The organism is Geodermatophilus sp. YIM 151500, assembly GCF_025716945.1.
In the GTDB taxonomy this organism is placed as follows: domain Bacteria; phylum Actinomycetota; class Actinomycetes; order Mycobacteriales; family Geodermatophilaceae; genus YIM-151500.
Map to the genome: position 1 here is coordinate 122,866 of NZ_JAOVZT010000008.1, position 12,978 is coordinate 135,843.

The 12,978-nt window shown below is 77.3% G+C and carries 13 protein-coding genes; 7 read left to right on the plus strand and 6 right to left on the minus strand.

Annotation, left to right across the window (positions count from 1 at the left end):
- The first annotated feature begins 241 nt into the window (after positions 1 to 241).
- Positions 242 to 1,831, plus strand: coding sequence for a thiamine pyrophosphate-binding protein (locus OF117_RS14815; protein WP_263553610.1), 1,590 nt, complete (start codon positions 242 to 244; stop codon positions 1,829 to 1,831).
- 30 nt (positions 1,832 to 1,861) lie between these two features.
- Here OF117_RS14815 and OF117_RS14820 read toward each other — a convergent pair whose 3' ends face one another.
- From OF117_RS14820 to OF117_RS14830, 3 genes are read right to left on the minus strand one after another with little or no spacing between them, the layout of a single operon-like run.
- Positions 1,862 to 2,884: an acyl-CoA thioesterase domain-containing protein gene (locus OF117_RS14820; protein WP_263553611.1), complete on the minus strand. Its 1,023-nt coding sequence runs from the start codon at positions 2,882 to 2,884 to the stop codon at positions 1,862 to 1,864.
- A 29-nt stretch (positions 2,885 to 2,913) separates the two neighbouring features.
- Entirely contained in the window at positions 2,914 to 4,029 is a 1,116-nt protein-coding gene (locus tag OF117_RS14825; protein ID WP_263553612.1) for an NAD(P)/FAD-dependent oxidoreductase, read from the minus strand.
- Between the two features lie 32 nt (positions 4,030 to 4,061).
- Entirely contained in the window at positions 4,062 to 5,114 is a 1,053-nt protein-coding gene (locus OF117_RS14830) for a helix-turn-helix transcriptional regulator (RefSeq protein WP_263553613.1), read from the minus strand.
- Positions 5,115 to 5,232: 118 nt separating this feature from the next.
- Here OF117_RS14830 and OF117_RS14835 point away from each other — a divergent pair, with 118 nt between their 5' ends.
- Together OF117_RS14835 and OF117_RS14840 are read left to right on the plus strand one after the other, a co-directional pair.
- Positions 5,233 to 6,600, plus strand: coding sequence for an FAD-binding oxidoreductase (locus OF117_RS14835; RefSeq protein WP_263553614.1), 1,368 nt, complete (start codon positions 5,233 to 5,235; stop codon positions 6,598 to 6,600).
- Positions 6,601 to 6,772: 172 nt separating this feature from the next.
- The gene (locus OF117_RS14840) at positions 6,773 to 7,339 is read left to right on the plus strand and encodes an NUDIX domain-containing protein (protein WP_263553615.1); all 567 of its coding nucleotides are present in this window, start codon (positions 6,773 to 6,775) and stop codon (positions 7,337 to 7,339) included.
- A 42-nt stretch (positions 7,340 to 7,381) separates the two neighbouring features.
- Here OF117_RS14840 and OF117_RS14845 read toward each other — a convergent pair whose 3' ends face one another.
- Positions 7,382 to 8,188 carry an endonuclease/exonuclease/phosphatase family protein gene (locus OF117_RS14845; protein ID WP_263553616.1) on the minus strand — a complete coding sequence of 269 codons (807 nt, stop codon included), beginning with the start codon at positions 8,186 to 8,188 and terminating at the stop codon, positions 7,382 to 7,384.
- A gap of 919 nt (positions 8,189 to 9,107) precedes the next feature.
- Positions 9,108 to 9,335: a hypothetical protein gene (locus OF117_RS14850; protein WP_263553617.1), complete on the minus strand. Its 228-nt coding sequence runs from the start codon at positions 9,333 to 9,335 to the stop codon at positions 9,108 to 9,110.
- Between the two features lie 204 nt (positions 9,336 to 9,539).
- On the opposite strand from OF117_RS14850, the gene OF117_RS14855 reads away from it, so the two are divergent.
- The 3 genes from OF117_RS14855 (at position 9,540) to OF117_RS14865 (ending at position 11,627) form a co-directional block, all read left to right on the plus strand.
- Complete coding sequence (locus OF117_RS14855; RefSeq protein ID WP_263553618.1) at positions 9,540 to 10,430, plus strand: 1,4-dihydroxy-2-naphthoyl-CoA synthase; 891 nt, start codon at positions 9,540 to 9,542, stop codon at positions 10,428 to 10,430.
- Positions 10,431 to 10,529: 99 nt separating this feature from the next.
- Positions 10,530 to 10,862 (plus strand): hypothetical protein, encoded by a 333-nt coding sequence (locus OF117_RS14860; RefSeq protein ID WP_263553619.1) that lies wholly within the window; start codon positions 10,530 to 10,532, stop codon positions 10,860 to 10,862.
- Positions 10,863 to 10,955: 93 nt separating this feature from the next.
- Entirely contained in the window at positions 10,956 to 11,627 is a 672-nt protein-coding gene (locus OF117_RS14865) for a TetR-like C-terminal domain-containing protein (RefSeq protein WP_263553620.1), read from the plus strand.
- Between the two features lie 25 nt (positions 11,628 to 11,652).
- Here the strand turns inward: OF117_RS14865 and OF117_RS14870 are convergent, their stop codons facing one another.
- A complete protein-coding gene (locus tag OF117_RS14870) occupies positions 11,653 to 12,201 on the minus strand; it encodes a DUF5946 family protein (protein ID WP_263553621.1) in 549 nt (182 codons plus the stop codon).
- Between the two features lie 85 nt (positions 12,202 to 12,286).
- Here OF117_RS14870 and OF117_RS14875 point away from each other — a divergent pair, with 85 nt between their 5' ends.
- Entirely contained in the window at positions 12,287 to 12,952 is a 666-nt protein-coding gene (locus tag OF117_RS14875) for an HAD family hydrolase (RefSeq protein WP_263553622.1), read from the plus strand.
- Positions 12,953 to 12,978: the final 26 nt, after the last annotated feature.

A 12,978-nucleotide genomic window follows, 5' to 3' on the forward strand; every position in this document is an offset into this window, starting at 1 on the left:
GTTGCAGGACGCCGAGCCGACGACCGGGTCAGGGGGCGCATGACCAGCGGACCGCGGCGTCGTCGCCTGAGAACCGCGCGTCCGGCGGTTCGTCCGGCATCCGGTGCCGGAACGGGGCCCGGTCAGGCTAGCCTCCGCGCCGAGCCCCGGATCCCGAGGCGGTCGGACTCCCCGTCCGGCCGGCGGGCCGCCCGGCCGAGTCCGATGCCGGACGGGGCGCCGACGTGGATGAGGCGGGAGCATGCCGACGGGTGGGGAGGCGCTGGTCGCGGCGCTGGAGCAACTCGGGGTCGAGGTCGTCTTCGGGTTGCCGGGGGTGCACAACCTGGCCGCGTGGCGGGCCTTCGCGGGCAGCGGTGTCCGGCTGGTCGGCGTGCGGCACGAGCAGACCGCCGCCTACGCCGCCGACGGCTGGGCGCGGGCCACCGGGCGGCTCGGGGTGGCGCTGACGACGACGGGGCCCGGAGCAGCGAACGCGGTGACCGCGACCGGTGAGGCGTGGTCGTGCCACTCGCCGGTCCTGGTGATCGCCACCGACATCCCGACCGCCCAGCGCGTGCCGGGGCAGTACCGGGGGGTGCTGCACGAGTGCACCGACCAGGCGTCCTTCTTCCGCCCGGTCACGAAGGAGGTCGTGCACGTCGAGCGGGCCGAGGACCTGTTCGCCGAGGTGCTGCGCGCGGGCCGGCTCGCGATGGCCGCGCCGCGCCGTCCGGTCTACCTGGAGGTGCCCACCGACCTGCTGCGAGCGGAGGTCGACGGCTGGTTCGAGGCGCCGGTGCCGGTCGGGCCGTCGTCCACCGTGCTGGTGGACGACGCGGTGGGCGCGCTGCTCGAGGCCCGGCGCCCGCTGGTCTGGGCCGGGGGCGGGGCGACCGCCGCGAAGGCGGGCGGACTGGTCCGTCTCGTCGCCGAGCGGATCGGCGCCCCCGTGCTGACCTCGTTCGGCGGCCGCGGGCTGCTCGCGCCGTCCGCGCCGTGCCTCGTGCCGCTCCCCCCGCACGCGCCGGAGGCCGGCGCGCTGTGGGACGCCGCCGACTGCGTGCTCGTCGTCGGCAGCGACCTCGACGCCATGAACACGCAGGGCTTCCGGCAGCCGCGCCCCCCGACGCTGGTCACCGTCGACGTCGCCGAGCCGGTGACCTACCCGCCCGACGTGTGGGTGGCCGCCGACGCCGCCGCCGCGCTGCTGGCCGTGCTCGACGCGCTGCCGGCCCGGCGCCGGTCGCCGTGGTGGCACCGCCCGGAGGGGCGGTCCACGTACGCCGGCCAGGAGACGGAGTTCCTCGAGGCGCTGGAGTCGGGCCTGCCGTCGAACGCCGTGGTCGTGGCCGACATGTGCGTCGCCGGCTACTGGTACGGCGCCTTCGGTCGGGTGGGCGGCGCCCGCGGGCTGGCCTACCCGGTCGGCTGGGGCACGCTCGGTTTCGGCTTCCCGGCGGCGCTCGGCGCGGCGCTGTCGCGCCGGCCCACCGTGGCGCTGGTCGGCGACGGCGGGTTCCTGTTCGCCTGCGGGGAGCTGGCCACGGCCGCGCAGGAGCGGCTGCCGGTGACCGTCGTCCTCGTCGACGACGGCGGCTACGGGATGCTCCGCTACGACTTCACCAAGGACGGCGAGCAGCCGCTGGGCTGCGACCTGGCCACGCCCGACTTCGTGGCCCTGGCGACCGCGTTCGGCGTCCCGGCGCGGGAGGTGACCGTCGGCGGGCTCGGCGCGGCGGTCGCGGACGGCATCGCCTCCGGCGGGCCGTCGCTGCTCGTGCTGCGGGCGGCCTTCGGCCCGCCGCTGTCGACCTCGCCCCGCTGGTACCGCGCCGCCGGCCGGGGGTGACGGGGCGGCTGGCGCGCCCCGGCACGGCGGTCAGCCCGGGGCCGACGGCGGCCGGAAGGCGAACGAGCCGGTGCCGACGGGGACGCCGTCGACCGTGACGGTCACGGCGGCGAAGGCGGCGCTGCGGCCCCGGCGGGTGACCGACGCCTCCGCGACGAGCTCGTCCCCGTCGCCGGGGCGGAGGAACTGCCAGTACCCGTCGGCCGGGTCGGGGCGGGGGCCGTCGGCCGGCTCGCGGGAACCGTCGGGTGGTCCCGCCGCCGGGCCCACCGCGCGGGCCGCGGCGGCCAGGCCGATGCCGTAGAGCGCTCCGCCCTGCACGTGCCCCACCCGGTTGGTCAGCGCGGGACCGATCCGCAGGCGGCCGCGTGCCGTGCCCTCCGCCGTGCCCGCCTCCCACGTCGGCGCGGTGAGCTCGGCGCTGACCGACGTCCCCCGGGCGCGGGCGCGCGCGCCGGCCCGCAGGGTGGCCTCGACCGCGGCCCGCTCGTCCGGACGGAGCGCATCCCACGCGGGCACGGGTGGGTCCGGCGGCTCGTCACGTTCCCAGGGGAGCAGCGGCAGGCGCGCGCCCCCGGGCACCGGCAGGGCCATGAACCAGCCCTGCGCGGCGGCCACGACCGCGCCGGAGGCGTCGGTGAGCTCGCACCGGGCCAGGGCGTGGCGCCGGTCGGCGTCCAGCGACACCACCGAGGCGGCCGGGGTCACCGGGGCGCGCACGTCCGGGGCGAGGTGGTGCAGCGCCATGGTGACCGTCCCGAGGCGGCGTCCGGCACCGACCTCGGCCCGCACGGCGGAGCCCATGGCCAGGTCGGCGATCGCGGCCACCGACACCGGCGGGACCGGTCCAGGCGTGACCGCGGCGTCCGGCTCCAGCCAGGGGTGCGGCGGCGCGCCCGGCGGCCGGCGGGCGGTGATGCCGAGGACGTGCCCGTAGAAGTGCATGCCCAGGGCGCGGGTCCGGGCGACGGCGCGGAGCGCGGCGGCCTCGACGTCCGGGTCGCCCCCGATCCCGCCGTCCGGCCGGTCGGTCGGCGCTGCCCCGCTGCCCATGCCCCTCCCCGGAGCCGTCCTCGTCGGCGTCAGCGAAGCGTACGGACCGCCGCAGCGAGGGCCCGCGCGGTCAGCCGGCCGTCGGCCAGCCCGAGTCGGACGACGTCGTCGAAGACGCGCTGGTCGGCGGCCGCGGCGCGGACGGCGGCGTCCATGACCCGCGGCACCCGGGACAGCTGCGAGGCGACGGTCAGGTGCCGCAGCGTGCCACCGAGTCGCCGCCCGAGCAGGCGCCGGTGCACGGCACCCGCCCGCGCCCCGTGCGCCGCGGCCTCTCCCGCCAGCGCACCGGAGAGCACGGCGTAGAAGATCCCCTCGCCGGTGAGCGGGTTGATCAGTGCGGCCGCGTCACCGGCGAGCAGCACCCGGCCGTCGGGCTGGCGCGGCCGGCCGCTCGACAGCGGCAGGCGGTGCGCCCGCAGCCGCTCGGGCGCGACGCCGGGCAGCAGCCGGTGCAGCCCCTCCACCAGCTGCGTGCGGGTCACCCCGCCGGAGACGAGCTCGCCGTAGCCGACGTTGGCCCGCCCGTCGCCCAGCGGGAACGACCACGCGTAGGCCGGCCAGCGCTGCGCCGTCGTGGTGACCACCTGCACGCCGTCGAGCCCGCGCGGCACCGGCGCGTAGCCGCGGATGGCGACCGCGAGCTGGTCGGCGCGGTTGGTCCGCACGCCCAGCGCCCGCCGGACGACGGACTCCGCCCCGTCGGCGCCGATCACCACCCCCGCGGACAGCGCGCCGTCGACGAGCACCCGGTCGGCGCCCGGCTCGACCCGGCGGACCGCCCGCCGCCGGAACACGGCGCCGGCGGCGAGCGCGGCGTCGAGCAGCCGGGCGTCGAAGAGCTCACGGGGGACGACGGCCGCCGGGCGGTGCATCGCCCGCTCGGCGCCCGCCCCGGACGGCCCGGTCAGCCGCAGCCGCGGCACCGGCCGGAAGCCGGCGGTCAGGGCGGCGGGGTCGAGACCGAGGCCGGCCAGGACGTCGAGCGCCTCGGGCGCGAGGCCGTCCCCGCACACCTTGTCGCGCGGGAAGTCGGCGCGGTCGAGCACGAGCACCGAGGTCGAGGGGGCGCGACGCAGTGCCGACAGCGCCGCGGTCGCCCCGGCCGGCCCGCCGCCGATGACGACGACGTCCCAGCGCTCCACCCCGGCCACGCTAGGCGCGCCGGCGCTCCGCGTCAGCCGCGCGGCAGGTAGTGGTCGAAGAACAGCCGGCTGGTCAGCTCCACCCGGCTGTGGACGCCGGTCTTCTCGAAGACGTGCTTCACGTGGTCGGCCACGGTGTGCGGCGACAACCACAGGGCCCCGGCGATCTCGGCGTTGCTGTACCCGCGGACGACGAGGCCGACGACCTCGGTCTCTCGCTCGGTGAGCCGGTAGGCATCGATGAGCAGGGCCGCGATGTCGGCGGGCCGGGACGGCTCCACGACCAGGCTCACGGTGCTGCCGCTCAGCCGTTCGGCGTGCAGGGTGAGCCAGCGCCCGGTGCGGGAGCGCAGCCGGCATCGGGCCCGGCCGGGACCGCCCGCCGCCGTGCGCACGAGCGATGTGACGACGTGCGGCAGGCCCTCGGCCGTGCCGTCGTCCACGTCCCCCAACCGCTGCAGGGCGGCCGGCGACCCGCTGATGACCGCCACCCGGCGCGCGCCGACGTCGAGGAGCACCACGCCGGGGCCGTCGTCGCCGCCTTCGCCCGCCCTCGCCAGCAGCTGCACCCGGCGCAGGGCCTCGGCGACGTGCGAGCCGATGCTGCCGACCAGCGCCGCCTCGGCGGCGGTGAAATCGGCGACGTCCGAACCGCGCAGCAGGATCAGCGCGCCCCACGGGGTGCGGCCGTCGCGGTGCACGGCGCGGACCTCGTGCGGCAGCCCGGCTGGTTCGAGCACGTCCCGGAAGCGGGCGCTGCGCTGCGGCGCGCGGCCGGTCGCCTCCGACAGGCGGACGACGGAGCGCTCGGCGCGGGCCAGCTCGGCCAGCCGCCCGACGTCGGGTCCGCCGCCGAACTCCAGCTCGAGCAGACGGGGCAGCAGCGCGGGCGGCAGCCCTTCCTCGTGGAAGCCGCCGGTGGGCAGCGCCGTGGCCGGGTCGAAGCTCATCGCGCACCAGCGGTCGTGGGGCACCGCGCCGGCGACCGCCGCGGTGACCGACCGGTGCAGGGCTGTCGGGTCCGTCGCCGTCCGGCAGACCCGTTCCACCTCGGACACCGCATGCCGGGCACGCCGTGCGTCCATGCCGAGAAGTGTGGTGCCCGGCGTTCCCGGCAGGAACCCCTGACGCAGGGGATGGATCGGCGGCCCCGCCGGGCCGCACCGTCGGTGCGCGCACCCGATGCGCACCGAGGAGGACACCATGGCTGCACTCGCCCCGGCCCCCTTCGCGGGCACGCTGCTCACTCCCGACTCGCCCGGCTACGACGACGCTCGCCGCGTCTACAACGGCTCGATCGACCGCCGTCCTGCCTTCATCGCCCGCTGCGGGTCCGCGGACGACGTCGCCGCCGCGCTGGCGCTGGCCCGCCGGCACGACCTGGCCGTCGCCGTCCGGGGCGGCGGGCACAGCATCCCGGGCTGGTCGGTGGTCGACGGGGGGCTCGTCGTCGACCTCACCGCGATGCGCGAGGTGCGGGTCGACCCCGGCACCCGGACGGCGGTCGTCGGACCCGGCGCCACCTGGGCCGAGTTCGACGCGGCCGCGCAGCAGCACGGCCTGGCCACACCGGGCGGGGAGATCTCGCACACCGGCGTCGCGGGCCTCACCCTCGGCGGCGGCATCGGCTGGCTGAGCCGGATGCACGGCCTGGCGTGCGACAACCTGCTCGCCGCCGAGCTGGTGACCGCCGCCGGGGAGATCCGCTGGGTCGACGACCGCACCGACCCGGAGCTGATGTGGGGACTGCGCGGCGGTGGCGGCAACTTCGGCGTCGTCACTTCGTTCACCTTCGCGCTGCATCCGGTCGGGCCGGTGCCCGGCGGTGTGGTCTTCCACCGCGGGGAGCGCGCGGCGGAGGTGCTGCGGCTCTACCGGGACCTCGGTGCCGCCGCGCCTCGCCAGCTGTCGCTGGTCGCCGTCCAGGCCACCGCACCGCCGGCACCGTTCGTCCCGGAGGAGCTGCGCGGCCGGTCCCTGGCGGGCATCTCGGCGGCCTGGTTCGGCGACGCGGCGGACGCCGAGCGGATGCTCTCGCCGATCCGGTCCGCCCTCGGCCGCCCGGAGATCGACATGCTGGGCGTGCTGCCCTACTGCGCGCTCCAGCAGTCGGTCGACACCAGCGCCCCGTGGGGTATGCGCTCGCACCTGAAGAGCGACTTCCTCGACGAGCTGGACGACGCCGCGATCGACGCGCTGGTGGCGACCGCGGCGCAGCGGAGGCACCCGATGTCCCACGTGTTGGTGCGCCGCCTGGGTGGGGCGATCGCCGACGTGGGCCCCGCGAGGACCGCGTTCGCGCACCGGTCGGCCACGCACATGACCACGATCGTCGGGGTCTGGGACGCCGCCGGGGAGCCGGGCCCGGAGTCCGCCTGGGCCCGCCGCACCTGGGCCGCGACCCGCCGACTGGCGTGCGGCACCTACGTCAACCACCTCGAGGACGAGGGCGGCGGACGGGTGCGCGAGGCCTACCCCTCGACCACCTGGGCACGGTTGGCGGCGCTCAAGGCCCGGCTCGATCCGGAGAACGTCTTCCGGCACAACCAGAACGTGCCCCCGGCGAGGTGATGACCTCCTGCGCGGCCGACGGCTTCGGAGGGCTTCGACGGGTTCCGGTCCCCGGCGGGGCCGCCTCCGGGGCGCAGTGCCAGGGCTCCTGACACCCCCCGCGGACCTCGTGCTGTGAGTTCCAGGCGCACGCAGAGCACGAAGTCCGCGGACAACGGGTTCACTGGAGGGCGTGCGCTCCCCGACCGACAGCTGGACGACGTGCGCGCTCGGGCACCGGCACTGGGGCCTTGCCGGTGCGGCCGGGCTGCTGCTGCACCGGGACGCCGCCGACGGGCCCGAGTTGCTGCTCCAGCACCGGGCTCCCTGGTCGCACCACGGTGGCACCTGGGGGACGCCCGGCGGGGCGCTGCACGTGGGCGAGCCGCCGGAGGCGGGGGCGCTGCGCGAGGTGCGCGAGGAGCTCGGCCTGACCGCCGCCGACGTCGTGCTCGGCGCCCGCTCGATCGACGACCACGGCGGCTGGGCCTACACCACCGTGCTGGCCCGCCCGGCGCGCCGCATCGAGGCCGGCGACCTCACGCTCGACGGGGAGAGCGCCGGCGCGGCGTGGCTGCCCCTGGCCGCGCTCACCGACGTCGAGCTGCACCCCGGCCTCGCCGCGTCCCTGGACCGGCTGCGCCCGCTGCTGCTCGCCCGCGACACCACCGGCGGTGGTGCGTTCGTCGCCGAGCGCACCGATCGCTCCGACCCCGCCCACGTCGCCGAGGCCCTCGACGTCACCGACGCCACCGGCTGACCAGCGGGAGGGACCGGCCGCCGCGGTCCGCCCGCGAACTGCTCACGCCGGCGCGACGGTCGCGAACAGCGCCCGGTGGTCGCCGACGGGGAGGCGGACGGCGGTCGCGTCGTCGGGCGCCAGCCGACCGCCGACGGCCAGCAGGTGGTCCAGCTGCACCCGCGGGTCGTGCCCGGGGAAGGTCGCCGCCCGCACGAGGTCGACCGCGCCGAGCACCCGGGCGGGCACGCCCCCGGGCAGGTTGAGGTCACCGGCGACCACGACCGGCCCGGGCAGCCGGGCGGCCCAGCGGCGCAGCCGCAGCAACTGCCGCACCGACGTGTGCGGCGCGAAGGAGAGGTGGGTCGCGACGACGGTCAGCCCGTCGAGCTCCGCGGCGACGGCGACCCGGGGTTCGTCGGGGAACCACCACCGACGCACCCGGCCGGTGCCCGGATCGGGTGCCTGCATCGGCAGGCGGGCACGACCGGCGCCGAGCGCGAGCACCGACCAGCGGCGCACCGGTCGCCGGCTGACCAGGGCGACGCCGTAGGACGGCGCGACGGCCGGGGTTCCCGGACCGCGCAGCCGCGGCGGCCGGATCGGCTGCCAGCTGCGGAACGGGTCGGGGGTGCCGGCGACGGTGGCCGCCATGCGCCAGTCGCCGGCCAGGCCGTCCCCGACCGCCGCGGCCTGGTCGACCGCGTGCGACCGCGGCTGGGCGGCGTCGACCTCCTGCAGGGCCAGCACGTCGACGTCCAGTCCGGCGACCGCGGCGGAGATCGCGTCGCCGTCCATCGGACGACCGGCCCCGTCGCGTCCGGAGGAGAGGTTCAGCGTGCCGACCCGCAGAGGAAGGACGGTCGGCACCCGGACGACGCTACGTCGGGTGCCGGGCCGGCCGCCCGGCCGGTGCGGGACGGGCCCGCCGGAACGCGCTGACACCGTGCCGACACGCGGTAGCGCCTGCGGCCGAACCGTGAGGACGCGCCGAGGCCGGGCCATGGGGCGAGCGGGGGTGCCGGGACGCGCTGTCGATCCGCGCCGGTACCGCTAGCTTCGGCCGGTCCCCGATCTGCGTCTGCTAGGAGGCGACCGTGCCTCGTCGCCCCCGTCACCGCGGTCCCGGAACCGCTCGGCGCAGCTCTTCCGGCGCCGGCCGGCACGCCCGGTCGCAGGTTCCGGCCGTCCGGCTGGCCGGCCTCGCCTGTGCCGGCCTGCTGGCCGGCGTGCCGGTGGCGTGGTGGGCCTGGGGAGGCGCGGATCCGGCACCCTCCGCGGTGCTCCGCTCCGCCGGGGAGGCCGCGGCGGGGACCGGTCCGGAGCCAGGATCTCCGGCGGGGTTCCTCTCCCTGCGCTGGGCAGAGGCGGTGGCCGACGACTCGGTGCCCGGCTCCGCCGGCCCGTCGCCGTCCGTTCCTGCGGCGCCGGACCCGCCGCCGCCCGCTCCCGGTGGGGACGTCGCTGCTGCGCCGGTCGAGATCGCCGTCCCCGAGCGCGCTCCCGTCGCCCGACCGGCCCAGCGGACGGCGGACGCCGCGGAGCGCACCGCACGGCGTGGCGACGGCGCGGAGCGGCCGGCCGGCGACCGCCCGCCGCAGGCCCCTGCCGCTCCGACGGAGGGACCGCCCGGCCCGGAGCCCACGCCGACGGAGGGCGCGCCGGCCGTCACCCCGGAGCCGACCGACGGGACGCCGTCGGGCTCCCCGACCTCCGGTCCGGATGCCGGAGAGCCGACCGGGGATCCGTCGGGACCCTCCGAGCCGTCCGGGACTCCGACCGAGCCCGGTCAGCCGGCCAGGACCCCGTCGGAGCCGTCGTCCACGCCGTCGAAGTCACCGAAGTCATCGGAGCCGTCGTCCACCCCGTCGAAGTCACCGAAGTCGTCGGAGCCGTCGTCCACGCCGACCGGGCCGTCGTCGGAGCCGTCGACGTCACCGAAACCGTCGTCCACGCCGACCGGGTCGTCCGAGCCCGGGGACGGGCGCGGGACGGAGCCGGCCAGGACGTCCGGCACGTCGGAGGAACCGTCGTCGACGCCGACGAGGACGACCCCGTCCGAGCGCGGGGGCGAGTCGGCGACGCGGACCCCGTAGGACGCGTCGCAGGGCGGGGTCTCGCGGGACGGAGGCGGTGGACGGGCGGCCGTCCGTCTCCGACGTCGCCGCCGGCGTGGACCTCCCCTGACCCGGCGGATCGCCGACCTGGCAAGGTTCGCCGCATGACCGCCCGCGACGACGTCTCCGAGCTGTTCGACAGCGCCGCGTGGACACCCGTCCCCGGGTTCGACCTCGGTGACCTCACCTACCACCGGGCGGTCGACGCGGGCGTCGTCCGGATCGCCTTCGACCGTCCCGACGTCCGCAATGCCTTCCGGCCGCAGACGGTCGACGAGCTGATCGCCGTCCTGGACCACGCCCGGCTCAGCACCGACGTCGGCTGCGTGCTGCTCACCGGCAACGGCCCGAGCCCCGCGGACGGCGGCTGGGCCTTCTGCTCCGGCGGCGACCAGCGAGTGCGCGGCCGGTACGGCTACGAGCACGACCGGGGGCGGACGAGCGGCCGGCTGCACGTGCTGGAGGCCCAGCGGCTCATCCGCTTCATGCCCAAGGTGGTCGTCTGCGTCGTCCCGGGCTGGGCCGCCGGCGGCGGGCACAGCCTGCACGTCGTCTCCGATCTGACGCTGGCCAGCGCCGAGCACGCCCGGTTCAAGCAGACCGACGCCGACGTCGGCAGCTTCGACGGCGGGTTCGGCTCTGCCTACCTGGCCCGCCAGGTGGGGCAGAAGTTCGCGCGGGAGATCTTCTTCCTCGGCGCCGAGTACTCCGCGGCCGACGCCCACCGGATGGGCATGGTCAACGCGGTGGTCCCGCACGCCGAGCTGGAGCGCACCGCCCTCGACTGGGGACGGCGGATCGTGGCCAAGAGCCCCACCGCCCAGCGGATGCTGAAGTACTCGTTCAACCTGGTCGACGACGGCCTGGTCGGTCAGCAGCTGTTCGCCGGGGAGACGACCCGGCTGGCCTACATGGCGGAGGAGGCGGTCGAGGGCCGCGACGCCTTCCTGGAGAAGCGGCCGGCCGACTTCAGCCGCTTCCCCTGGCACGTGTAGGACCCCCGTGCCCCCCACCACTCGCACGCTCGTGGCGGGCCGCTTCAGGTGCGCCGTTCTAGGGTCGGCCAGGAGCTCCGACATCCCGAGGAGGACGACGTGATCGTCGAGGTGCTGACGGGGACCGACGAGCGGCCCGAGGCGCGGGTGGTCGACGTGGACGACGTCCGATCGGTGCACCTGGCGCTCGGGGCGGTCACCGACGAGGAGGCGGCGCGGTCGCTGGAGCACGCCGGCCTCGGTCGCCTGCGCGAACCGGGCACCGCCCACCTGGACGTCGCCGCGCTGCGAGCCGCCGCCGAGCCGCGGGCCACCGCTGAGGACTGGGCGGCGCAGTGGGACCAGATGATCGCCACCGCCCGCTCGGAGGGCCGGCTCTCCGAGGACGGCGCCACGCTCCGGGTGCCGGTGGAGAGCGCGGCGGGCGCGTGACGGAAAGAAGGTCGTCCGAATGGTTGTGGCCCGTCCAGTGAGTCGCCATCATGTGCGGGTGCTCTTGGCCATCCCCTTCCGGACGGAGCCGTTGTGAGCGGGACACCCGGACGTCCGCTGAGCGCCGAGCTCTCCGAGCAACTGATGTCCGTGGCGGTAGACATCCTCGCGGACGAGGGGTGGAGCCGGCTCAACAGCGACCGCATCGCCGCGCGGGCACGCGCCGGCAAGGCCGGGATCTACCGCCGCTGGCCGTCGATGGCGGCGCTCGTCCACCACGCGGTGGGCCGGTTCTCGCTTGTCGAGACGCCCGACGACGAGGGCTCGCTGCGCGGCGACCTGGCGGCCCTCGTGCGGCGCTGGACGCGACCGCTGGACCGCGAGGAGCGGGCGGCGGCCAGCCTGGTCGGGGCCGCCCGGCACGACGACCTGCTGCGCGAGGGTCTGGATGCGGCGCTGGTGCGACCGCTCGCAGCCGCGGTCGAGGAGCTCGGCGCGCGTGCGGCCGGCCGGGGCGAGCGCGTCGAGCCGGGCCGGCTGGCCCTGCTGGGTTCGGTGCTCGAGGCGTTCTGGTGGCAGCGCTACACCGCGGTCGGCGACGGCGCGATGGCGCCCGAGCGGGTCGAGAACGTGCTGGACGACGTCCTGCTGCCGATCGTGCAGGCCGGGAACGGGTCCGGCAGCACCGCGGTGTCCGTCCGCGCCGCCGCCGTACCCGCGGTCAACCTGCCGGCGGTCGCGGTCGCGGAGGCGGCCACCTTCTGATCCGTCCCGTCGGCGGCCGCCGCGGTCACCGGGCGGACGTGCGCTGCGCCGTCCAGTCCTGGTGCACCGTGCGGGCCCACGACTCCACGAGCACCGGCAGGTCGATGACGTCGAGGTCGGCGGCGACGTCGGCGATCGTCGTCCGCCACGATCCCGGGGGCGCGTCCGCGTTCCCGACGGCGGCGCCGGGCTCGGCCGCGGCGCCGCCGGCGATCCGCCGGGCGAGACCGTCGAGCGCGTCGCGCAGCCGCGTGGGGTCGTCCGCGACGGGGTGCTGGGCGTCGTAGGCGTCGTCGGCGAGCTGGGCCACGGCCGCCGTGCCCGGGTCGGCGTCCGCCTCGTCGCGGAGCCCGCGCACCGTCACCTCGAACAGCCGGGCGCAGGCCGGTGCGGCCCCGGGGTGCGGCCGCTCCGGCGGCGCGGCCGGCACGAGGACCGAACCGCACCCCGGGCAGGTCACCGTCGCCGGATCACCGGCGGCCGCGCGTCCGGCGGTCTCGTGTGCGGCGGCCGTGCGGCCGGCTGGCCCGCGTCCGGCGGCGCTGCCGGGCGCGATGGAGGAGTCGGCAGGCACCCGCCGATGGTGCCGCACGCCCGCCCCGGCCGCCGTCCACCCCTCCGGCGGTTGGTCCGGCTCCGGCGTGGGCAGCCCTGCGCGCATGCCGACCGCCCGGATCGCCGTCGTGGACGTCGACGGCACGCTCGTCGACACCAACTACCACCACGCGGTGGCCTGGTACCGCGCGTTCCGGTCGCTGGGCGAGACGTACCCGGTCTGGCGGATCCACCGGCTGATCGGCATGGGCGGTGACCAGCTGGTGGCCGCCCTCGGCGGGGACGACGTCGAGCGGCGGATCGGCGACCGGGTGCGGGACCGCTGGGTCGAGGAGTTCGACCCGATGCTGGGGGAGATCAGCGTGCTCCCCGGCGCACGGGAGCTGCTGGTGGCGCTGCGGGAACGCGGGCACCGGGTCGTGCTGGCCAGCTCCGGCAAGCCGCAGCACGTCGAGCAGTACCTCGACCTGCTGGACGCCCGCGACGTCGCCGAGGAGTGGACCGACGCCGACGACGTCGAGTCGACCAAGCCGGCGCCGGACCTGCTCCAGGTGGCGTTGGCGAAGCTGGGCGAGCCGGCCGACGCCGCCGGCGTCGTCATCGGCGACTCGGTCTTCGACGTGCAGGCGGCCGCCAACGCCGGGATGCCGGCGATCGTCGTGCGCTCGGGCGGTTTCGGGGACGACGAGCTGCGCGAGGCCGGCGCGATCGCGCTGTTCGACACCCCGGCCGACCTGACCGCCGCCCTCGACGACACCCCGCTGGCCTGACGGAGGAGATCGGGCGCGGTGACCCG